Annotated in this window: 20 protein-coding genes and 2 pseudogenes; 16 read left to right on the forward strand and 6 right to left on the reverse strand. The window is 67.7% G+C overall.

All coding sequences use genetic code 11. The features are described 5' to 3' along the window. Nucleotides 1–82: 82 nt before the first annotated feature. Complete coding sequence (locus tag ACV7NQ_RS39885) at nt 83–1,279, reverse strand: amidohydrolase family protein (protein WP_463364237.1); 1,197 nt, start codon at nt 1,277–1,279, stop codon at nt 83–85. 395 nt (nt 1,280–1,674) lie between these two features. Here ACV7NQ_RS39885 and ACV7NQ_RS39890 point away from each other — a divergent pair, with 395 nt between their 5' ends. Genes ACV7NQ_RS39890 through ACV7NQ_RS39905 form a run of 4 tightly spaced genes read left to right on the forward strand, consistent with a single transcriptional unit; the run spans nt 1,675 to nt 5,057 of the window. Then, on the forward strand, nt 1,675–2,667 hold the full coding sequence (locus ACV7NQ_RS39890; RefSeq protein ID WP_463364238.1) for an ABC transporter substrate-binding protein: 993 nt from the start codon (nt 1,675–1,677) through the stop codon (nt 2,665–2,667). Nucleotides 2,668–2,674: 7 nt separating this feature from the next. Further along, nucleotides 2,675–3,481, forward strand: coding sequence for an ABC transporter ATP-binding protein (locus ACV7NQ_RS39895; RefSeq protein ID WP_463364239.1), 807 nt, complete (start codon nt 2,675–2,677; stop codon nt 3,479–3,481). Then, on the forward strand, nt 3,478–4,305 hold the full coding sequence (locus ACV7NQ_RS39900; RefSeq protein ID WP_463364240.1) for an ABC transporter permease: 828 nt from the start codon (nt 3,478–3,480) through the stop codon (nt 4,303–4,305). Before ACV7NQ_RS39895 ends, ACV7NQ_RS39900 begins: the two co-directional genes overlap by 4 nt. Continuing rightward, nucleotides 4,302–5,057 (forward strand): ABC transporter permease, encoded by a 756-nt coding sequence (locus ACV7NQ_RS39905; RefSeq protein ID WP_463364241.1) that lies wholly within the window; start codon nt 4,302–4,304, stop codon nt 5,055–5,057. The genes ACV7NQ_RS39900 and ACV7NQ_RS39905 overlap by 4 nt, the downstream gene beginning before the upstream one ends. A gap of 114 nt (nt 5,058–5,171) precedes the next feature. Here the strand turns inward: ACV7NQ_RS39905 and ACV7NQ_RS39910 are convergent, their stop codons facing one another. The 3 genes and pseudogenes from ACV7NQ_RS39910 to hglS all read right to left on the reverse strand — a co-directional run bounded on the left by ACV7NQ_RS39910 (nt 5,172) and on the right by hglS (nt 8,636). Next, complete coding sequence (locus ACV7NQ_RS39910; RefSeq protein WP_463364242.1) at nt 5,172–5,846, reverse strand: GntR family transcriptional regulator; 675 nt, start codon at nt 5,844–5,846, stop codon at nt 5,172–5,174. 202 nt (nt 5,847–6,048) lie between these two features. Further along, nucleotides 6,049–7,206: pseudogene (locus ACV7NQ_RS39915) on the reverse strand (XdhC family protein). 32 nt (nt 7,207–7,238) lie between these two features. Continuing rightward, nucleotides 7,239–8,636 (reverse strand): 2-oxoadipate dioxygenase/decarboxylase, encoded by a 1,398-nt coding sequence (gene hglS / locus ACV7NQ_RS39920; protein ID WP_463364243.1) that lies wholly within the window; start codon nt 8,634–8,636, stop codon nt 7,239–7,241. Between the two features lie 349 nt (nt 8,637–8,985). Here hglS and ACV7NQ_RS39925 point away from each other — a divergent pair, with 349 nt between their 5' ends. Together ACV7NQ_RS39925 and ACV7NQ_RS39930 are read left to right on the forward strand one after the other, a co-directional pair. Next, nucleotides 8,986–9,678 carry a GntR family transcriptional regulator gene (locus ACV7NQ_RS39925; RefSeq protein WP_463364244.1) on the forward strand — a complete coding sequence of 231 codons (693 nt, stop codon included), beginning with the start codon at nt 8,986–8,988 and terminating at the stop codon, nt 9,676–9,678. Beyond that, nucleotides 9,678–10,187: a RidA family protein gene (locus tag ACV7NQ_RS39930; protein ID WP_463364245.1), complete on the forward strand. Its 510-nt coding sequence runs from the start codon at nt 9,678–9,680 to the stop codon at nt 10,185–10,187. Before ACV7NQ_RS39925 ends, ACV7NQ_RS39930 begins: the two co-directional genes overlap by 1 nt. Nucleotides 10,188–10,289: 102 nt before the next feature. Here the strand turns inward: ACV7NQ_RS39930 and ACV7NQ_RS39935 are convergent, their stop codons facing one another. Next, the gene (locus ACV7NQ_RS39935; RefSeq protein ID WP_463364246.1) at nt 10,290–10,937 is read right to left on the reverse strand and encodes an SRPBCC family protein; all 648 of its coding nucleotides are present in this window, start codon (nt 10,935–10,937) and stop codon (nt 10,290–10,292) included. Between the two features lie 231 nt (nt 10,938–11,168). Here ACV7NQ_RS39935 and ACV7NQ_RS39940 point away from each other — a divergent pair, with 231 nt between their 5' ends. The 7 genes from ACV7NQ_RS39940 to ACV7NQ_RS39970 all read left to right on the forward strand — a co-directional run bounded on the left by ACV7NQ_RS39940 (nt 11,169) and on the right by ACV7NQ_RS39970 (nt 17,102). Then, complete coding sequence (locus ACV7NQ_RS39940) at nt 11,169–12,161, forward strand: LLM class flavin-dependent oxidoreductase (protein ID WP_463364247.1); 993 nt, start codon at nt 11,169–11,171, stop codon at nt 12,159–12,161. Further along, nucleotides 12,158–12,475, forward strand: coding sequence for a hypothetical protein (locus ACV7NQ_RS39945; RefSeq protein WP_463364248.1), 318 nt, complete (start codon nt 12,158–12,160; stop codon nt 12,473–12,475). Before ACV7NQ_RS39940 ends, ACV7NQ_RS39945 begins: the two co-directional genes overlap by 4 nt. Next, complete coding sequence (locus ACV7NQ_RS39950) at nt 12,472–14,799, forward strand: xanthine dehydrogenase family protein molybdopterin-binding subunit (RefSeq protein ID WP_463364249.1); 2,328 nt, start codon at nt 12,472–12,474, stop codon at nt 14,797–14,799. Before ACV7NQ_RS39945 ends, ACV7NQ_RS39950 begins: the two co-directional genes overlap by 4 nt. Next, nucleotides 14,796–15,665 (forward strand): FAD binding domain-containing protein, encoded by an 870-nt coding sequence (locus ACV7NQ_RS39955; RefSeq protein WP_463364250.1) that lies wholly within the window; start codon nt 14,796–14,798, stop codon nt 15,663–15,665. The genes ACV7NQ_RS39950 and ACV7NQ_RS39955 overlap by 4 nt, the downstream gene beginning before the upstream one ends. Then, on the forward strand, nt 15,665–16,192 hold the full coding sequence (locus ACV7NQ_RS39960) for a (2Fe-2S)-binding protein (RefSeq protein WP_463364251.1): 528 nt from the start codon (nt 15,665–15,667) through the stop codon (nt 16,190–16,192). The genes ACV7NQ_RS39955 and ACV7NQ_RS39960 overlap by 1 nt, the downstream gene beginning before the upstream one ends. Continuing rightward, nucleotides 16,189–16,452 (forward strand): AMP-binding protein, encoded by a 264-nt coding sequence (locus ACV7NQ_RS39965; RefSeq protein WP_463364252.1) that lies wholly within the window; start codon nt 16,189–16,191, stop codon nt 16,450–16,452. The genes ACV7NQ_RS39960 and ACV7NQ_RS39965 overlap by 4 nt, the downstream gene beginning before the upstream one ends. A 320-nt stretch (nt 16,453–16,772) precedes the next feature. Then, nucleotides 16,773–17,102, forward strand: coding sequence for an SSI family serine proteinase inhibitor (locus tag ACV7NQ_RS39970; RefSeq protein WP_463364253.1), 330 nt, complete (start codon nt 16,773–16,775; stop codon nt 17,100–17,102). 19 nt (nt 17,103–17,121) lie between these two features. On the opposite strand, the gene ACV7NQ_RS39975 is transcribed toward ACV7NQ_RS39970, so the two are convergent. Further along, nucleotides 17,122–17,760 (reverse strand): class I SAM-dependent methyltransferase, encoded by a 639-nt coding sequence (locus ACV7NQ_RS39975; RefSeq protein ID WP_463364254.1) that lies wholly within the window; start codon nt 17,758–17,760, stop codon nt 17,122–17,124. A 149-nt stretch (nt 17,761–17,909) separates the two neighbouring features. Between ACV7NQ_RS39975 and ACV7NQ_RS39980 the strand changes: the two are divergent. The 3 genes and pseudogenes from ACV7NQ_RS39980 to ACV7NQ_RS39990 form a co-directional block, all read left to right on the forward strand. Further along, nucleotides 17,910–18,178: pseudogene (locus ACV7NQ_RS39980) on the forward strand (cytochrome P450); the annotation flags it as partial. A 749-nt stretch (nt 18,179–18,927) separates the two neighbouring features. Further along, nucleotides 18,928–19,482 (forward strand): sigma-70 family RNA polymerase sigma factor, encoded by a 555-nt coding sequence (locus ACV7NQ_RS39985; RefSeq protein ID WP_463364255.1) that lies wholly within the window; start codon nt 18,928–18,930, stop codon nt 19,480–19,482. Nucleotides 19,483–19,648: 166 nt separating this feature from the next. Then, complete coding sequence (locus ACV7NQ_RS39990; RefSeq protein ID WP_463364256.1) at nt 19,649–20,290, forward strand: TetR/AcrR family transcriptional regulator; 642 nt, start codon at nt 19,649–19,651, stop codon at nt 20,288–20,290. The last annotated feature ends 17 nt before the right edge of the window (nt 20,291–20,307 follow it).

Consider the following 20,307-nt stretch of genomic DNA (forward strand, 5'->3'; position numbering starts at 1 on the left):
ACCCGACGACAACGACGAGCAGGGGTGCCACCGCATCGCAGGTTTGGGAGCACCCCCCGCGGGCCGGCGAGCGGCGCCCGGGTCAGCGAAGCAGATCGGCCAGGTTGCCGTGGGTCAGCCGGGCCGGCGTGTGTGGCGGTGGGGTTTGCGAACTGCGGCCAAGGAACAGCGGGCGCCCGTCAATGAACACGGCGGACACGCCGGGCAGATCGCCGAGTGTGAACGATTCCAGGCCGTCGCGGGCGCGCGACCCGCGGATCGGGCCCAGCAGTATGAAGTCGGCGGGCCGCCCGGGGGCCAGTACACCCACGTCCAGTCCGTGCCGCGCGGCCGTCACGCCGGTCCCGCAGGCCACCGCATCGGCCGGGTCAATGCCGCACACGCTGGCCAGGTAGGCGACGTTGCGCAGCATCCCGCGGGGGATGACGCCGGTGCCGCCCGGGGTGTCGGTGCCGAGAGTCAGCCGGTCGAGAGCGCCGACGGCCTTGAGATGGTCGGTGGTGACGATGGTCGCGCGGTGGTTCATGGAGCTGCAGACCTCGACCGCACAGTCGCGGTTGTCATCGATGACCGCGCAGATCTCGTCGTCCGGCATGGGGATGGGACCGCCGGAGATGTGGGCGACGACATCGGCGCCGACGGCTGTCACTACCTCGTGGCCGGCGATGCGGCTGGAACCCGACCGGGACACACCACCGGAGTGGATCTTCACGGTAATCCCGCGTTCGCGGGCCCACACGACGTACTGCTGGGCTTCGCCGTCACCGAGGCGGGACCAGTCATAGAAGATGAACTTTGCCTGGTGCACGCCCGCTTCGGCGAGCTGGTCGAAGTGGCTCTGGCGCATCCCGGGCACCAGCAGCACGGTGCCGGCGTGCACACGCACGCCGGAGGGGCGCACCCGGGCGGTCGTGCGTCGCGAGGTGCGCGCGAGCGCCACCACGTCCTCGGCGGTGAGCTCGTCGAAGGGCATACCGGGCAGGTGCAGCTCCCCGGCGGAGACCATCGTGGTCGTCCCGCCCTGCGCGTAGTTGCTGATCCAATTGAGACTGTCCTGGGCAGGTGTCCACTCCCCGAAGGATGGGTGCACATGCCCGTCCACCAGACCAGGGATGACTGTCAGGCCCGTGGCGTCCACGACGAAGTCGGGATGTGCCGGGACCTCGCCGATCGCGGCAATCCGGTCGCCATCGACCACCAGTGTGGTATCGCGCAGGACAGGTCCGCCGGGCTCGCCGGTGACCAGGACATCGATGTTTTCGATCAAGGTTGTTGGCATCAAAGGGCTCCACTGTTTACAGGGTTGCAATGTCGGCCCCGCCGCAAGGGCTTCCCGGGGTGGCACCAACAGGCTATATTATCCAAAATCTCAGGGAGAGTGATTATGACAACCCGTGTGCCCCCGCGTCGGGCCTCCCTCCTCCGGGACCGGGCAGGCACACACCAAACCTGTTGCTGGGCCGTGGAACTGTCGGAGGATGGCAGTAGTCATGCCCGTGCCGTGGCATTTGTTCGGATCGGACCGGCCACAACCCGACGAAATCCACACGTTCACCGAAGCCGCACACCTGCCGGGAGGCAGGCGGTTTCCCGCGGTCTGGTGCGCCACCCGCGGAGACGATCAACCGGTCCGTGCCGAAGCTGGATGGCCGACCAAGTTAATAAGGAGCCCCGATGACCACCGCCCCCTTCAGATTTCGTGTGACGCTCATGTTCTGTGCGTCGCTGTTGTCGCTGTTGTCGCTCACCGCATGCGTGAGCGACAACAGCGACAGCGCAGGCGGCCTCACGCCGATCCGGATCTCGGCGACCGGAACCGACAGTCTGCCGTTCATGGCCACTATCCAGATGGCGGAGAACAAGGGCTGGTTCAAGGAGCAGGGCATCGACGTCTCGCTGTATTCGGGCAGTGGCGGCGGAAGCACGCTGCGCCCGGTGTCCACCGGGGACGCGGACATCGCGATCGCGGGCAACACCTCCGTGGTGCTGGGCGCGCTCAAGTCCGACTCGGGCATCAAGATCGTCGCACCCTGGTTCCAGGTCAACGACTTCTCGTTCATCGGCCCGCAGAAGGCGCCGGTCGACGGCGCGACGTTCGGTTTCTCCTCGGCCGGTTCGACGACCGAGCTGATCGTGAAAGCCCTGCAGCTCAACCATCCCGGCCTGAAGACGATCGGTGTCGGCCAGTCCGGCGAGAACTGGGCCGCCGCCAAGGCAGGCCGCATCACCGCGGGCTGGGCGATGCATCCGTTTATCAACCAGATGCAAGAGCAGGAGGGTGCGCAGGTGACCCTGGACACCCGCACCGAGATCGGTGACTTCCCGGCCGACCTCGTCGCTGTCAACACCAAGTTCGCCGACTCGCACGGGCAGGCCGTCACCGCGTTCTTCGCCGCGATGGCCAAGACGTTCGACTACGTCGCGACCGATCCGGCAAACGCGGCCAAGGACCTCGCGCCGATGCTGAAGGTCGATCCTGGTGTGCTACAGCGCGGTATCGAGCAGACCCCCGAGCCCGCCAAGGCGTACTCGCTGAAGGTGGACCCGGCCGGCCTGAAGAACCTGTCCGACCTTATGGTGCGGACCGGGTTCATCAAGACCCCGATCGACTGGTCCACCGCGATGGACCAGCAGTACCTGCCCGCCACCGCCCGCACGAACAAATGAGTGTGTCATGTCTACTCCGACCGCCATCGATCTCAACGACGTCCGAATCGCCTTCCCCACCTCGTCGGGCACCGAGCTAGTCGCCGTCGACGGCGTCGCGCAGCACATTCCCGAGCGCACCTTCGTGTCGATCGTGGGTCCCAGCGGCTGCGGCAAGTCGACGCTGCTAGCGGCCGTGGCGGGCCTGCAGAAGGTGACCTCCGGGTCGGTCAGCATCGGCGGCCGGCAGGTCAACGGACCGGACCGGGCCGTGGGCCTGGTATTCCAGGAGGATTCGACGCTGCCGTGGCGCACGGTCCTGGACAACGTCCGCTTCGCGATGCAGGTCGCGGGGGTGGGCAAGTCCGAGCAGATGGAGCGCGCCGCGGCTGCCATCGAGCTGGTCGGCCTCAAGGGCTTCGAGAAGTCCCGGCCGACCGAGCTCTCGGGCGGCATGCGGCAGCGCGTCGCGCTGGCCCGCACGCTCGCGCTGCGCCCGTCGGTGGTCCTGATGGACGAGCCGTTCGCCGCGCTCGACCAGCAGACCCGGATTCTGCTCGGCGCCGAGGTACTGCGGATCTGGCGGCAGACGCACCAGACCGTCCTGTTCGTCACCCACGACATCGCGGAGGCGATCCTGCTGTCCCAGCAGGTCTGGGTCATGTCCTACCGGCCTGGCCGCATCATCGACGTCGTCGACGTCGACCTGCCCGAGGACCGCAGCCCCAGCATCGTCTCGACCCCGGACTTCAACCGTCTGCAGAACCGGATCTGGAGTTCACTGCAGGCCGAGTCGATGCGTGGCTTCGAGAGCGAATCCAGGCAGGCTTCATGACGGTGCAGAGCCGGGTGCAGCCGGGCACGCAATCGCCGCCTGCTCGGCGGCGGCCCCGGCGCCGGGTCGGGGACGGCACCCTCAGTTTCGCCGCAACCGTCGGGCTGCTCGTCCTGTTGGGGCTGGTGCTCCAGCTGGGAGGGTCGCTCGGCTGGTGGTCTGCCTCGATCCTGCCCAAACCCTCCGACGTCGCGCCGATCGCGCTGGGACTGCGCGGCGACGCGACCTTTTGGGGCGACTTCGGCCGCAGTGCCGTGGAGATTGTGGGCTCAGTGACGTTCGGCGTCACAGGTGGCCTCTTGATCGGCATGCTGTTCTGGAAGGCCCCGGGCGTCGGGCGGGTCTTCGAGCCCTATCTCGTGGCGTTCTACTCGGTGCCTCTGGTGCTGTTCTACCCGGTGCTGATCGTGATGGTCGGCATCAACGTGTGGTCGGTCATCATCATCGGCACGGTTATGGCCGGCATCCCGATGGCGGTCAACACGTGGGCGGGCCTGTCCGGCATCCGGCCGGTCTATCTGAAGCTGGCGCGATCGGTGGGCTGCGGCCCGGTGCAGACGCTCATCCGGGTTGCCCTGCCCGCAGCGGCGCCGATGACGTTCGCCGGGTTGCGGCTGGGCACCTCCTACGCGCTGATCGGTGTGATCGCGATGGAGTTCACCACAGCGCAGGCGGGGCTGGGCTATCGCATCCGGTACCTGTACGAGTCCTTCGAGACACCGCAGATGTATGCCTACGTCGTGGTGGTCCTCGTGATTGCAGTGGTGCTCACCGGGATGCTGGAGATCCTCGAGCGCGTCGTGGCGAAAAGGAGCGGCCGATGACCACCGCGGTGATCCGGCGGGGCAAGGCGCCCTCCAAGACCCTGCTCGGGTCGGTCGGGCTGGCCGTGCTCGCCGTCCTCGTCTGGCAGCTGGTGTCGGGCATGACCTTTGTCGTGCCGAGCCCGGGTGACACGGTCGCGGCGCTGGGCCGCGACCTCGGCGACCCGGGGTACCAGAAGAACCTGCAATACACGTTCGTCGCGGCGTTGTGGGCGTTTGTGATCGGGTCGATGGCCGGGATGGTGCTCGGCCTCGGCCTCGGGCTGTTCCGGTGGGCGCAGATCGTGTTCGAGCCGCTCATCACGGTGCTCAACGGCCTGCCGAAGATCATCCTGTACCCGGTGCTGCTGCCGGTGTTCGGCTTGAGCATCAACTCGAAGATCGCGATGGGTGTGCTGTTCGCGGTGTTCCCGGTCCTGGTCAACGTCGCGACCGGCAGCCGGAACGTGCCGGAGGTGTACCGGAAGCTGGCGCGGTCAGTGAACGCCTCGGGCCTGCAGCTGCTGTGGTTTGTGATCTTGCCCGCAATCCGTCGTCCCGCGGTCACGGGCCTGCGCCTGGCGATCAGTCTCGCACTGGTCGGTGTCGTTCTAGCGGAGTTCTTCGCGACGAAGTACGGGCTGGGCCGGGTCGTGCTGCAAGCATATTCGGCCGGTCAGTACGCCGACATGATGGCGACGATCCTGCTGCTGATCCTGGTGTCGTTCGTGCTGTCGGTCGTGCTGTGGTGGTGGGAGCGACGTCTGCAGTAGGCCGCGCCGCGAACGGATATCGGAGGAGTCCCGGATACCCCCTCAGGTGTCCGGGGCTCCTTCCCGTGCGTGGGTGAGTCGTCGGCGACCACATCATCCCATCGAGGGCACTCCTTACGTCGCCGGCCGGTCCTTGCCATCGGCGGCGCTGCGGAGGCCCTCGACGGTGTGCATCCGGTGCGTGTCCATCAGCTTGATCAGCGCGTACGCGTCGCGTTGCTCGGCGGCCTGCAGGATCTGCCGGTGGTCTTGGTGAGCGGCGGAGCGGAAGTGGTCGTCGCCGTGGTAGACCGACCGGTACACCTCGGACCAGTCCCACAGCTGGTGGATGAAGCGGGTCAGCCGGTGCATGCCGGACGCGTCGAGCAGCGTGAAATGGAACTGTCGGTGCGCGGCGTTGAGGCGGGCCACGTCGTCGCCATACGCCTCCATGTCGGCAAGTGCGTCCCGCATGCGCTGCAGATCCTCCGACGTGGTCCGCTCGACCGCGTGGCGCACCGCCTCGCTCTCCAGGATGTGGCGCAGGCGCTGGATCTCCTCGAGATCGGTGATGTCCATTTCCGCGACGAAGTAACCACGGTGGGCGATGTGCACGACTTGGCCCTCGCCCTCCAGGACCTTCAGCGCATCGCGGATCGGCACCCTGCTGACGCCGAGCCGTTCGGCGAGCGTCTCGGTGATCAGCTTACTGCCGGGGGCGAGTTCGCCCTCCCGGATCATGCGGCGAAGTTCCACCACAACCGCCTGATGCGCGGTCTGTGGCCTACGGAAGCCGGACGTCGAGGTCACGACAATTGATCTCCTTGCGTACCCGGACCAGGATGCGAAGCTCTGAATGAACATTGTATCCAACTCCGTTCCGCGCCTTGTGCAGAACCTGGACTCCCCGTGCCGTTGGGAAGGCGTCCGCCGCGCCTGGGCCGCCCGGCCTGGGCCGGAAGCTCACCGGACACCGATGGGGCTGCACGGATCGTTCGGGAGGTTTGACCGTTCAGGATCTTTGGAGTGCACCCTGTGGGTTCGTGGATTCCATCGGGGGTGGGCCCAGGGTTTCGTGGGGGGCCAAGCGATGGATGGGGCCCTCGGAGACCGACAGGGACTCCCCGGATCCGCGGCGGCGGACGGCGACGATCTCGGCGGCGACGGCGACGGCCGTCTCCTCCGGGGTGTAGCCGCCGAGGTCGAGACCGATCGGGGAATGCAGTTGTGACAGTTCGTCTTCGGTGAGGCCGACCGACAGCAGCCGGGCTGTGCGGTCGCGGTGGGTGCGCCTGGAACCCATCGCACCCACGTAGCCAACGTGGCGCCGCAGTGCCACCTCGAGTACGGGGACGTCGAATTTCGTGTCGTGGGTGAGTACGCAGATCACCGTGCGCGAATCGACCTGGGTGCCTTCGAGATAGCGGTGCGGCCAGTCGACGACGACCTCATCGGCCTCGGGGAAACGGGCCGTTGTGGCAAAGACCGGTCGGGCGTCGCATACGGTGACGTGGTAGCCGAGGAATTTGCCGATCCGTGCCACCGCGGCCGCGAAATCGATGGCACCGAAGACGATCATGCGCGGCGGCGGCACCGAGGACTCGACAAATATGGTGACCGCCTCGGACTCTCCCAGGCCCGCACCTGCTGTAGCAGAATTCTGTAGGCCGGAACTCACCCGGCCGCAACCGATTACCCGCATGCCGGTGGCGCCGAGGTCGAGCATTGCCCGAGCCTCGGCGACCACCCGATTGTCGAATTCGGCGCCATACGCCCAATCCGGGCCCAATGCCAGCACGGCGCCGGAGTTCATATCCCGCACCATCGCAGCGCAGTACCTTCTCGATCGCGCCACGATCAAGCGCGCAGACCGGGTGCACGAATACCTCGAGCACCCCACCACAGGTCAATCCGACCGCAAAGGCATCGGAATCGCTGTAGCCGAACGGTTCCCGCTGCGGCACTCCGGTCCGCAGCGCCTGCTGGCACAGTTCGTACACCGCGCCCTGCAGCCGCCGGAGATGCTGCCGACGAGGGTGCCGTCCTCGTCCACCGCGAGGGCCGCTCCCAGCGGCCGGGGAGCGCTGCCGGTGACACCGATGATGCTGGCAACGGCGTAATTCTTCTGCGCCACATGCCATTGCAGGAGTTGATCGGTCAGCTCGCGCATGATCACTACCCTCTCGAGAGCACTTCGATACCTCAGGCCGGGTTCATGATCAGCGGGACGCGCAGGGTGGCCGCCATCGCGGCCATGGAAGCATTCGACTCCCGCGCGTAGAGATCCTCCGCCACCAGCACCTCGCGCCCGATCGCATCGGCCAGCCAGGCGGCGTCTCGGTGCGCGCCGCCACGGTCGGCGTCGATGCTGCCGTCCACGGTGAGGTTCGACGCGAAGATGCCCGCGGCCGAACGCGGCAGGAAGTCCTCGTACACGATGGGACGCGCCTCGGCCCAGCCGCCGTTCACCAGCTCGCGGACGGTGCGCGGCGGCTCGCCGGACGGTGGCTCGGCGACCAGGTGGTAGGTGAACCAGCCCAGCCCCGAGGAGTCCAGCTCCGCCTCGGTGTGCGGCATTCCCTCGGCCCACACCTCGCGGGCTATCTCGGCCTGGTCGGCTTCCGGCCGCGCGGCGGCGCGTTCGTCGGCCGTGCGCACCAGCGAGTCGTAGCGGTCGCGGCCGGCCGGGTTCAGTGCGATGCCGCGCGCTTCGACCTCGCCGAACCGTACCCGCAGGTCGCCCTCGGTCACCCGGCCGTCGGCTTCGCGGAAGACGCGCGGCTCGGCCAGCGCGCGGAAGGAGGTCTGGCGCAGCAGCACGTCCGGGCCGTCCCAGCAGGGCGGGCCCTGGATGCGGTCGATCATCTCGATGCCGCGCTCGCCCATGCTGCGGTAGAGGTCGTCGATGTCGAGCACCCGCGGGGTCAGGTGGTTGATGTGCGTGGATGACACGCCGCCGATGTCGGCGGCGACGCTGGAGATCCGCTCCAGTTCGGCGTACCAGGCGCGGTTGACCGGCGCACGGGACAGCGCGAAGGAAGCGGTCGCCAGCCCCAGGAAGCGGTCAGCCGACTCCTCGTCCAGCCCGCCGTCGCGCTCGGCGTCGTCGGCTAGCGACAGCAACTCGTCCGGGAACAGGCGGCGCGAGTCGATGAACGCGCGCAGCCGCTCCTCCAGAGCGCCGTCGAAGAACCGGCGGTCCTCCGGGACCAGCAGTGAAGTGAACACACGGAACGGGTTGACGGCCAGTTCCTCGCGCGAGACGGGGCGGAACGCCGTGGACACCACTGGGATAGGGCGCGGGTGCGCGTCGCGCAGGTCGTAGAATCCGACCGGAGCCATGCCCAGCGCGCCGAAGATCCGCGCGACCTGCGCGAGTTCACGTGGACTGCCTACCCGGATGGCGCCGTGCCGTTCCGCCGTCACACGCTCGAGTGTTCCCAGGCGTTCGGCCGCGTCACCGTGCTTGGTCAGGAACCGCCGGTTGACCTCCTGACAGACCTCCACCAGGGTCCCATAGGCCGGAACCTCCGTGGCGTAGAGGGTGGAGAGGGCAGCTGCGAAGCGCCTCCGTAGCTCTGTGGTGCCCACGTGAGTCACGCGATTCCTCCTTCTGCGTGGGTGGTCCGGTGCCCGTGTCTGCTCGAGTGTTGTCACGCCGGTCGCGGCGGCACTGCACCGGCTGTCACCGGACCTGTGAGTCGTGCCGACCGAGTACCACTGCGGCTCGGTCGGCGGAGCGCACCGCAGGCGAGCGTGCCCATACCCTCGAGGGGGACACGGGACACGGGGACTCTTCAGTCTTGTGTAGTATTTATACGATCCGTTCGGGAAAAGGTCAATGTGATCTGGGAAGCGGCCGCGGGTGACCTGGCACAGCCGGTGTAACCCCTACCAGCTGGGATTTCGCATGGTGCGTCAATCGACTGACGGGGCTGTCGAGGCGGTCGTGGACCCCTCTTCGGCGCCTTCGTCGCGGAAACAAAATGTATACGGTCCGCTCACCACAGCCCATCAAGTCGTCCTGGATGGACTGCGCGGGCTCGTGGTTACCGGCGAGCTCCCGCCCGGTGCGGCGATCCGTCAGGACGAGATCGCCGAGCGGTTCGGCGTCAGCCGTGTTCCGGTGCGTGAGGCCCTGAAGATCCTCGAGGGCGAAGGGCACGTGACCTACGTCGCGCACCACGGTTTCCGCATGACCCGGTTGTCCATCGCCGAGCTCATCGAGATCTATGACATCCGCGAGTGGATCGAGACCGGCCTGGTGCGCGCAAGCGTGCCGCGGCTGGGGCGCGCCCACCTCGAGGTCGTCGAGGACGCGATGAAGCTCATGGAGCGGGCGGCCGAGGTGGGCGACCTCGCCACGGTGAACCAGGAGAACCGCCGGTTCCACTTCCAGTTCTTCGAGCCGGCGGGCTTGCGTCGCGCTATGCGCACCGTGAGCCAGCTATGGGACGCCACCGACCCGTATCGGGCGCTGTACTTCGACCAACACTACAACGCCGATTCGGTGAACAGCGACCATCGGGACATCGTCGACGCCGCGTTCGCTCACGACGTCGAGCGTACGGTCCGCCTGCTCAACCTGCACCGCAGCGATTCCGTGGCCCGCCTGCGCGGCCTGCTGAAAGACGAGGGCTGATGACAATCACAGATCATGTCGCCGACGTGCTGGCCAGGTACGGCCTGCGGTTGAACCCGGCGCTGGGCGTGCGCGGTGACTACGCGCCGGTCCGCGTCGTCGGGACCACCGTCTGGGTGTCCGGCGTGACCGGCCGCGGGCCCGACGGACCGGGCCCGGTCGGCGTGGTGGGTGACACCCTCTCGTTGGACGAAGCAAGGCTGGCCGCACGCCGCGCCGCCGCCAACCTGCTGTCGTCGCTGGAGTCCACTGTGGGCCTCGCGCGTCTGGCCGCGCTCGGCCACCTGCGGGGATACGTGCGTGCGGTGCCGGACTTCGACCGCCACCCCGTGGTGATCGACGCCGCGTCGGAGGTACTGGCCCGCGCCCTCGGCAAAGACGCCGGCCTGCACGCCCGTACCGCCCTCGGGGTGGCTTCCCTTCCCGGCGGCGCGGCGGTCGAGCTGGACCTGGTTGCCCATCTGCACGGGCCGGAGCCGCGGTCGTCGCCGGAGTGGGCGGCGGGCTGATCTGGCAGCGGCCCTGCGCGTGGTGAGTTGGTAAGCGCCGCGCGCGGGGCCCGTCTGTCGGGTCGGGCAGCGGCTGTACTCGCTGAGCCCGCTCGAGCGCGCTCAGCGGTGCGAGCGCGACCGTCCCAGAGCCCGGCGCGAGGCGAAGCCGAGCAGGAACGCGCCGACCGCGGCGATGACCAGCGACAGTGCGGGCACCAGCACATCGGTCTGGCCGGCGGGCCCCCCAGCGGTGCGCTGGATTGACGGCGAGCCCGCATCGGTGACCGCCTTGCCGATCTTCGGTGCGCCGCCCGCACCGCCGTCGCCGGCGAGTTGGGCGTCGAGGCGGGCGACGAACTGCTTGATGATCCGGCCGCTGACCTTTTCGATCATCCCGGCGCCGAACTGCGCGACCTTGCCACCGAGGTCCAGGTCGGTGCGCACGGTCACGGCGGTGCCGACTGCACCCGCATCGGCCATGCTCATCGTGATGAGCGCTTCGACGTTGCCCTGGCCGCCCCGCTCGCGTGCGCGGCCACGCAGGGACATCGTCCGCGCCTGGTGGTCGATCGCGACGATCTCGGCGGCGCCCTCGAACTCGAGCGACACCGGGCCGATCTTCACCGCTACCGCGCCCCGGTAGGTGTCGCCCTCGTGGCCCCGCAGGGACGCGCCCGGGATACAGGTGATGAGCCGCTCGATGTCGATGAGGATCGGCCACACCTCCTCGACGGGCCGCTTGACTTCGAATCCATTGACCAGCTGCACGTGATCCTCCCGATCTGGGGTGGACGATAGGTAGCGCCCACCCCGCTCGACAGATCGTATACGCTGATGCGATCGGATGGCCTGCCGGTCAGGCTCTTCGCCGGTCGTTCTCGATGTCAGTTGACTTGAGTAATACCAGCTTGGATGGGCATTATCGCGATCATCCCAGCTGAGCTACCGGAGTTTGGCAGCCTTCGATAGGATCAAATAAAGAATACACTTGGAGGATCGTTGATCAGCAAAGGTGTCGGCCTCTTCCCGACCGAGCCGATCGGGGCAATGCGGGAGTACGTCCAGCTCGCCGAGAGCCTCGGCTACGACCACGTCTGGTTCGGCGACTCGCAGAACATCTGGCGTGAGTCCTCGACCGTCATGGGCGCCGCGGCGGTCGGTACCGAACGGATCGTCCTCGGCACCGGCGTCACCAACGCCGTGACACGGCATCGGTCGCTGCTCGCGTCGCACTGGGCCACGCTCGCCGAGTACACCGGCGGCCGCGTCGCGCTGGGCATCGGCACCGGCGACTCCTCCCTGCGCACGATGGGCCTCGAGCCGCTCAAGCTCGCCGAGCTGGAACATGCCATCGAGGAACTGCGCACCCTCTTCCGCGGTGAGAAGGTCAAGGAAGCCTCCAGCGGTGCCGAGTTCCACCTGAACTACCTCGACGGGCCGGTCGACATCCCGATCTACATTGCCGGTTCTGCCCCGAAGATCCTGGAGATGTCCGGCCGCGTCGCCGATGGCGTCATCGTGCTCGTCGGCACCGCGCCGCAGTTCATCGAGGGCGCGCTTCGCCGCATCGAGGCCGGCGCGAAGGCCAGCGGCCGCACACTCGAGGACCTGCATATCGTGCTGTGGACGCCGACCGCGATCAACGAGGACCCCCAAGAAGCCCGCGATCTGGTGCGCGCGCACGTCTCGCGTGTCGTGATCCGCCCGCTGCCCGCCGAGATCGCCCCCGATCTGCGGGCCGCGGTGGACCGCATCCGCGAGAACTACGACTACTACCACCACATGGACACCGAGGCCGACCACGCCGACCTGGTGCCGGACGGCCTGGTGGACCTGTTCGCACTCGCCGGCACGCCCGATGAGTGTCGCGAGCGCATCCGGTCCATTGTGGACATGGGTGTGGACCAGATCTCCATCGTGCCGTTCGTGCGTCCCGGCGAGAGCAAGGCCGCCACGATCCGCACCTTCGCCGAGATCACGGAGTCCCTGTGACGGAGGTGGATGCCGCCGATTTCCCCCAGCCCGGCGATGAGCGGCCCGGAGCTCCCCCCGCGCTGCGGCGCACTCCCCGCGAGTCGTCCGCGCGGGTGGACAAGGTGAGCATCGCCCCAGCGGCCACAGGTGCGGTGCCCACCGGGGGATCCTCGGCCGGCGCCACGCCGGAGCCTCGGTATGTGGCTGTGGATCCCCCGGCGGGCTTCGCCACCCGCCTGCTTCGTTCGCCTGGCGTGCTGGCCGGGGTCGTCTTCGGGGCCGTGGCCGCGGGCATCGGCCTGGCCGGATGTGGCGGGAGGTGCGTGCGGTGAGCGAACGTAGTGCCCACCTAATCGGCTCGCCGGTCCTGCGGCGGGAGGACGACCGGCTGCTGGACGGCCGCGGCTCGTTCGTGGCAGACCGGGCGCACGGTGCGCTGCACGTCGTGTTCGTGCGGTCCGAGGTCGCGCACGGCGATGTAGTGCAGGTGGAAACCGGTGCGGCGAGCCGGGTTCCGGGTGTCGTCGCCGTGCTGACCGCGGGGGATCTGGGGCTGGCCGCGAACCACATCGCGTCGCTGCACAACCCCGACCCGGTGTTCGCGGCGGCCACCGCGTTCACGATGGCCGACCAGTTCCTCGACGTGATGGTGAGGGAACGGGTGCACCACGTCGGCCAGATCGTGGCCGCCGTCATTGCCGTGGACCGGTATGTGGCCGAGGACTCCGCCGAGATCGTCGAGGTCAGCTATGAGCGCAGGCCCGCGGTCGTCGAGCCGGAGGACGCGCTCGCCGACGGCGCGCCCGTGCTGCACCCGCACCTGCTGAGCAACGAGGCGGCGTCGGCGGAGTTCGCCTTCGGCGAGCCCGAACAGGCGCGTGCCATCGCGGCGGTGACCGTCACCGAGACCTACCGCATCGGCAGGCACGGCGCGGTCCCGCTGGAATGCCGGGGCGTCCTGGCCCGGGTCGACGCGCTCAGTGGCGGGATCGACATGTGGACCTCGACGCAGATCCCGCACATGGTGCGGCGAGGCGTCTGCGAGGCGACCGGCTGGGCCGCGAGTCAGGTCCGTGTGCACGTTCCCGACGTCGGCGGCGGATTCGGGACCAAGGCCAATGTGTATCCGGAAGAGGTTCTGGTGCCGGTGATGGCGAAGCTGCTCGGCCGTGATCTCGTGTGGATCGAGGACCGTCAGGAGCATCTGATCGCCGCCGCGCAGGGGCGCGACCAGGTGCACCGGTGCTCGTTGTCGGTCGACGCCGAGGGCCGCATCCTCGCGCTGGAGGACGAGTTCCTCGTCAACACCGGCGCCGGGAGCCTGTGGGTCGCGGGAATCGTCGCCAACACGGCGATCCATCTGCTCGGCCCGTACCGCCTTCCTGCGGCCCACATCCACGGCCGCGCGGTGTTCACGAACAAGAGCACGGTCGCGCAGTACCGCGGTGCCGGGCGGCCCGAGGCGTCGTTCGTGCTCGAGCGCTCGCTCGATGCGGCCGCGCGGCGGCTCGGGATCACTCCGGTGGAGATCCGCCGCCGTAACCTGCTGACCGCCGACGACATGCCCTACGGCAGGCCGATCCCGTATCGCGACGGCGTGCCGATCAGCTACGACGGCGGCGACTACCGGCGGTGCCTGGACGAGGCGGTCGACATGCTGCCGAAGTCCGCGGTCGACCAGGTGCGCCGCGAGCACCCGGACCTGCTGATCGGGCACGGCGTGGCCTGTTACATCGAGGCCACCGGCCGAGGCCCGTACGAAGCGGCCCGGCTGGAGGTCACGCAGGACGGCCGTGTCGAGATCATGACCGGCGCTGCGTCGGCCGGCCAGGGACACGAGACCTCGTTCGCGCAGGTCGCCGCCGACCGCTTGGACGTCCCGATGGACCAGGTACGCGTGCTGCGCACCGACACCGCGACCCTGCCGTACGGCGTCGGCAGCTTCGCCAGCCGTTCGGCGGTGCTGGCGGGCAACGCGATCGCGACCGTCGCCGATGATCTCGTCGCAGCCGGGTGGCAGCGTTTCGCCGCCACGTACGGCGCTGACGCCGACGCGGTTTCTTACCGCGGCGGTGTTTTCCGGGGGTCGGACGGCCGGAGTGCGACGTGGGCCGACCTCGCGAAGCTCACCGCGCCCGGGCAGCCGCTGGAGGGCTCACCTGGGTTGCAGGCGGCCGGCACCTACCAGTGCGAGACGGTCACCTGGACGATGGGTGCGCACGCTGTGATCGTGGGTGTGCACCCGGGCAGCGGGGTCGTGCGCGTGCTGCGGTACGCGGTCGCCCACGAGGGTGGTGTCGAGATCAACCCCCTGATCGTGGATGGCCAGGTGCTCGGTGGTGTCGCGCAGGGCATTGGCGGCGCGCTCTACGAGGAGTTCTGCTACTCGGCCGAGGGCGAACCGATGTCGACGACCTTCGCCGCGTACGGTCTGCCCGGCACCTGTGAGGTGCCCGAGGTACGGGTGCGGCACCTGGGGGTTGCCACAGCCAACCCCCTTGGCGTGCGCGGCGCCGGGGAGAGCGGCACGATCGCGGCGGGCCCCGCTATCGCGGCGGCGGTGGACGACGCAGCAGGCAGCTGGATCGTCGCGACACCCATCCCGCCGCGCGTGGTCAAGGCGGCGATCAGCACCGGAACCGGGGAGGCGGCGTGAAACCACCTGTGTTCGACTACGTGCGGGCCGCTTCGGTGAGCGAGGTGCTGGATCTGCTGGCCGACGAGGAGGACGTGAAGATCCTCGCCGGCGGGCAGAGCCTGCTGACAATGATGAACCTGCGCCTGGCGCGGCCACGGGTACTGGTCGATATCATGGACCTGGCCGAACTGGGCCGGACCTTCGATGACGAGGACTCGGTGGTGCTGGGCGCGCTGGTGCGGCAGCGCACGATCGAGACCGACCCGCTGCTCGGCCACCGGCTCCCGCTGGCCGCCGAGGCCATCCGTTACACCGGTCACGTCGCGATCCGTAACCGCGGCACGATCGGCGGGACCCTCGTGCACGCGGACCCATCCGGGGAACTTCCCCTGATCGCGCTGGTGGCCGGGGCAACGCTGTACCTCGAATCGCGGGACCGCGGCCGCCGCGAGGTCGGTGCGGAGGACTTCTTTCTCAGCTACTACACCTCCGACGTCGAGCCCGACGAGATGCTGACATGGGTGCGGATGCCCGCTGTGGGGGCGGGCCAGGGCTGGGGTTTCGTCGAGCACGCGCAGCGGCACGGCGAGTACGGCATCGCGGGAGCCGCGTCGCTGGTCACCGTGGGCGACGATGGTGCTGTCTGCGGTGTCCGCGCGGGCCTGCTGCATGCCGCGGACCGACCGCTGCTGGTCAGCGCGCCCGACGACGTCATGGGGGAGCACCCGGACGAGCGGGTGTGGCGGCGGATCGCGCGGGAATGGGTCAAGCCGGCCGAGCCCGTCGAGGACGCCGACTACGTGCGTGAAGTCGCTGCGGACGCGCTCGGTGCGAGCCTGTGGAAGGCGTACCGGCGGGCCGTGGCACCTGAGAGGAGCGAATGATGAGTGACCGCCGAATCACGGTCGTGGTCAACGGCAGGGCCGTCGACGCGGTCGTGCCAGCGCGCCTCACGCTGGCCGACTTTCTACGGGATCACCTCGGCCTGACCGGCACCCACCTCGGCTGCGAGCACGGTGTCTGCGGCGCCTGCACGGTGTTACTGGACGACCGCAGCGCCCGCGCGTGCCTCACGCTCGCGGTGCAGGCAGACGGTGCCGAGGTGACCACGGTCGAGGGGCTGCGCGGCCGGGAAATGACCACCCGGCTGCGGTCGGCGATGAGCAGGCACCACGGGCTCCAATGCGGGTTCTGCACACCTGGGTTCATGATCAGCGCGACCGAGCTGCTGCGAGAGGAGACCCGGCCGAAGCCGCTGGACGCCGAGTGCGTCCGGGAGGCGTTGTCCGGCAACACCTGCCGGTGCACCGGTTATCAAGGAATCGTGCGCGCCGTGCTCGAGGTCAGCAACGAGATCGACGAGCAGGCCGCCGAAGGCGGCGACGATGCCGCGCCCGCCTGGCAGCCATGACGAACCCCGCTCTGGAGCCCGACGATCATGACTCCGGATGGCCCCATGAACACTTGCTGTTGTCTGCAGGCCGCCCGTACCCCTGGGTCGAAGTCAAGATCGTCGACACCCTCACCCAGAAAGAACTGCCTGCCGGACAGTTGGGCGAAATCTGGACCCGCTCGGAACAGAATCTTGTCGGCTATTTCAACCGGCCCGAGGAGACGGCTGCCGCGCTCACCCCGACGGTTGGCTGCGCACAGGCGATCTCGGCTACATAGACCCCGAGGGGTACCTCTACCTCCGTGACCGGCGCAAGGACATGATCATCAGCGGCGGCGAGAACGTCTACCCTGCCGAGGTCGAAAAGGTCCGGGCCGCCTACCCATCCATTGCCGACGCCACCGTGATCGGCGTCCCGGTCGAGAGTGGCTCTGTTTGATGCGGGGCTTGTCGGTCGCTGGCTCGGGTGGAGTGGGGGAGGGGGTCGTGCCCGCGTCGCTGATTATTGCGGTGGGGGAGAGCAGGTTCTGATGGAAGCGACGGGCGATACGGAGAAACTTCGTGGGGTGGAGTCTCCCACCCCACCGATGGAGTAAACATGTTCATATTGGCATATGCGCATCTATCGATATATGCCGACGGCGATTCGCTGGGCAATGTCACCAACCAGCACATCGTGTTGTTTATTTGTTCGCCGATAGTCGCCGGTACCCACCCGCAGACGGCTCCGGCGTGCGACGAACTCGGGGCAGTTGGTGGTGCCTTCGGGCAACTCCGGGGTGCACCCATGCGGCTCTGCGAGTTCATCTACAAACCGGCAACCGCCGCCGCGGACGGGATCTGGCATGGCGGTCCGGTGTCCGATCGCCATACCTTCCCGAATAAATGCGTGGAACAGAACTCCAACGAGGACGTGTTCGCATTCTGAACCCAGCGGGCGGCCGAGTCTACGGCCGGCGCATCAGCAAATGACCTCGGCGATACCGCTCCTGCTCGTTGGGCTCGCGCAGCATCCGGCCGGTCTCGATGAATTCCGCTTCGCGCGCCAGCGCCGCGAGGTCGTCGATCGGCCACCGGTAAGCCAGCGCCACCTTGTGGTCGAACGTCACCGTCGTGCTGCCCTCGGATTCGAAGAAGGCGAGCAGAAGATGTCCGCCAGGGGCGAGCACTCGACGGAACTCGGCGAAGTACGTCGGCAGTTCCTGCGGCGGGGTATGGATGACGGAGTACCAGGACACGATGACACCCAACTCGCCGTCGGCCAGGTCCAAAGCGTCCATCGAACCGACATCGAAGCGCAGGTCGGGGTGTGCCTTACGGGCAAGATCGATCATCACCGGCGAAAGGTCGACTCCGAAGGCGTCCAGTCCCAGGTCGCGCAGGTGCGCCGTCACATATCCGGGGCCACATCCGAGTTCGGCGACGGGCCCGGCATCGGTGATACGCGTGAAGTCGGCGAACGCCGCGAGCACCGCACGATCCAGCGGCAGAGAGTTGAGACTATCCCGGACGAAGTCGGCGTAGCGAACGGCAACGGCGTCATAGGCCTCCGCCGTCGCAGTCAGGTAGGAGGCTGTTTCAGTCACATCCGACCACGGTAGTCCCGACGCGCCGACCACATCCGATCCCTGCCCGGCTACCGAATGAGTCGACGGTTCGGGCTCTACCGATGTCCGACACCTACCTACTGGACCATGTTTATGGCGACTGTGTCCGCACGAATTCTCTTCTCTCGTTGGGAGTCACGCGTTTGACCACGCCACGAACCTTCGTCCAGCCTGCGGCCGGCCAGCACTACGGATCGCCCATCGACACCGACCATCATCGTGTTTCGCTGTACTCGGCAGAGTTCGCTGCCGATCCACACCGCGCCTATCAGGAGATGCGTAGCCGCTACGGCTCCCTGGTACCGGTGGATCTGGCGCCTGGGGTGCCCGCCACGCTGGTGATCGGATACCGCACCGCCGTGCGGATCCTGCACGTCCGGAACATTTCCCGGCCGATGGCGTGCAGCGCCGGACCGCACACCTGCCCGGCCTGAACCGCGGCCTATCTGATCGCCCGGGACGCCATAGACCAGCTTCTGGACGCACTGCCCGATCTGCGATTGGCCGTACCGGTGAGCGAGTTATCCTGGCGCCCAGGGCCGTTCCACCGTGCATTGACGGCGCTACCTGTCGTGGTCGGTGCCTCCGCGCCGTCGAACGTGCCCTGAGGTCCCAGGGCCGCCCGTGAGTGGCTATCGTGGGCCCGCGCTCCAGGGCGGCTGGTTCTGTGGACCCACTCGCCCATGCTCGGGTTTGGTGGCCGAAAAATGGCGAGGGTCGGAAAAATCCCCTAGTGGTGATCATCCGCGTCGATCTTGGGCGCTCGGAACGGGCCCTGGCCTGCACGTTCGTTGTTCGGGTGGATTCGTGCCCCCCAATTGCCGAATATGAGCTGTGCTGAGGTGCTCGAGCTCATACAGTAGGGATTGACTAATTGCCACAGAGTATCCGTGGTCGGTTTTGAGTTCGACTGCGCCTTGTAGTTCGGCGCACCGGTCCTGGTCAATCGCGTAAGCAGCAGTGTTGCGCGATGATAGCCGCGGCTGTCATCGGCTTGTCGACGGTTGTTCGTGAGTTGCTGATCGGTATCGAGTTGCAGCGACCGCGGGTGCAAAGCCGGAAGGAGACTGCGACAGTGATTGCTTCTCGATCTGACAGGGCTGCTGCTTGCCAGCGGAGCGCCTTCGCTGAGCGTGGTGACCCCTGATGGGGGCAGGTGATCCGGTGCTGCTGGCCGATCTACTGGCCGCCGTATCGGCGCGGGACCGAGTCGCGTTCGCGGAGTTCTATCGGGCGACATTTCCGCGGGTGTTCGGTCTGTCGGTGAGTATCGTGCGACGACGCGCGGTGGCCGAAGAGATCACCCAGGAGGTGTTTCTGCAGGTGTGGGTGATCGCGGACCGCTACGACCGGACCCGGTCCAGTCCGATGACATGGTTGATGATGCTGACCCATCGGCGGGCCGTCGATTGGGTACGGTCGGCGCGGGCCGGCTCCGACCGAGAGAATGTGTATAGCCGAAGCCTGCTGGATCGTGCCCGAGATGTGGTCGTCGAAGAGGTCGACCGGCGGTGTGATCGTCGCTTGGTTCAGGACGCGCTAGCCGCATTGGCTGCCAAGCAGCGTGAAGCGATCGCCCTGGCCTACTACAGCGGACTCACCTACCGCGAGGCTGCCGAATCTCTCGGTGTTCCACTTCCTACCCTCAAGAGCCGCATCCGAGGCGGGCTCAAACTCATTGAACAACAACTTGCGTTGTGAAGAGATCCGCCGGGCGATCCACAGCTCCACCCCGAAGGCTGGGTCCGTCTGGACCGGGCCTTCTCGTTGCGAATTGCCCGGTGGTGCACCATCTGGCGGGCCGGTTGGGAGCGGGCCGCGAAGCTGCAGTTTATGAAATATTGCAGTTTGTGCTAAATTTTCTGTCATGCCCAATGCGAACCGAGAAGAGCCGGAGTTGGGGCTGCGGGAGCAGAAGAAGCGGCAGACCCGACTCGGTCTCTGCATGGCCGCGCGGCGTCTGACCATCGAGCGAGGGCTCGATGCGACTCTTGCCGAGGACATCGCGAAGACGGTCGGGGTCTCCCCGCGCACCTTCTTCAACTACTACGAGACGAAGCTGGACGCGGTGGTAGGCCCGGTCGGTGAAATCGGCACACCGCAATCACGGGAGCAGTTCGTCGCGGGCGGCCCCACGGGGGTACTGATCGACGATCTCACGTGGCTGTACGCCTCCGGCTACGAGCCGGACGACGAAGTGCGCGAGAGTATTTCGCTGGTGGCGGAGATCATCAAGACCGAACCGCGGGTACTGGCGGCCTTCGTCGCCGCCGGCACCCGGCACGAGACCGTCCTCGGCGAACTGCTGTCCGCACGGACGGGAGGCGAGATCGCCCCCGAATTCGCCGCGCTCGCAGCGGGACTCATGTCGACCCTCACTGTGCGCGCTGCGGCATCCCTGGCTGCGAACCCGACTCGGTCGCTGGCCGCAGCCCTCCACGATCAGTGCGAACTGGCCGCCGGCCTGTTCCATCGAACGGACGACAGGAAAAAGGAGACACACCGATGACCACGACGGCTGATGCG

This window comes from Nocardia sp. Tas62D01, from assembly GCF_055232035.1.

Excerpts from the sequence above, each read along its gene's own strand:
- ACV7NQ_RS39885 (WP_463364237.1), bottom strand. The coding sequence starts at position 1,279 with ATGCCAACAACCTTGATCGAAAACATCGATGTCCTGGTCACCGGCGAG.
- ACV7NQ_RS39890 (WP_463364238.1), top strand. The coding sequence starts at position 1,675 with ATGACCACCGCCCCCTTCAGATTTCGTGTGACGCTCATGTTCTGTGCG.
- ACV7NQ_RS39895 (WP_463364239.1), top strand. The coding sequence starts at position 2,675 with ATGTCTACTCCGACCGCCATCGATCTCAACGACGTCCGAATCGCCTTC.
- ACV7NQ_RS39900 (WP_463364240.1), top strand. The coding sequence starts at position 3,478 with ATGACGGTGCAGAGCCGGGTGCAGCCGGGCACGCAATCGCCGCCTGCT.
- ACV7NQ_RS39905 (WP_463364241.1), top strand. The coding sequence starts at position 4,302 with ATGACCACCGCGGTGATCCGGCGGGGCAAGGCGCCCTCCAAGACCCTG.
- ACV7NQ_RS39930 (WP_463364245.1), top strand. The coding sequence starts at position 9,678 with ATGACAATCACAGATCATGTCGCCGACGTGCTGGCCAGGTACGGCCTG.
- ACV7NQ_RS39960 (WP_463364251.1), top strand. The coding sequence starts at position 15,665 with ATGAGTGACCGCCGAATCACGGTCGTGGTCAACGGCAGGGCCGTCGAC.
- ACV7NQ_RS39965 (WP_463364252.1), top strand. The coding sequence starts at position 16,189 with ATGACGAACCCCGCTCTGGAGCCCGACGATCATGACTCCGGATGGCCC.
- ACV7NQ_RS39970 (WP_463364253.1), top strand. The coding sequence starts at position 16,773 with ATGTTCATATTGGCATATGCGCATCTATCGATATATGCCGACGGCGAT.
- ACV7NQ_RS39985 (WP_463364255.1), top strand. The coding sequence starts at position 18,928 with ATGGGGGCAGGTGATCCGGTGCTGCTGGCCGATCTACTGGCCGCCGTA.
- ACV7NQ_RS39990 (WP_463364256.1), top strand. The coding sequence starts at position 19,649 with ATGCCCAATGCGAACCGAGAAGAGCCGGAGTTGGGGCTGCGGGAGCAG.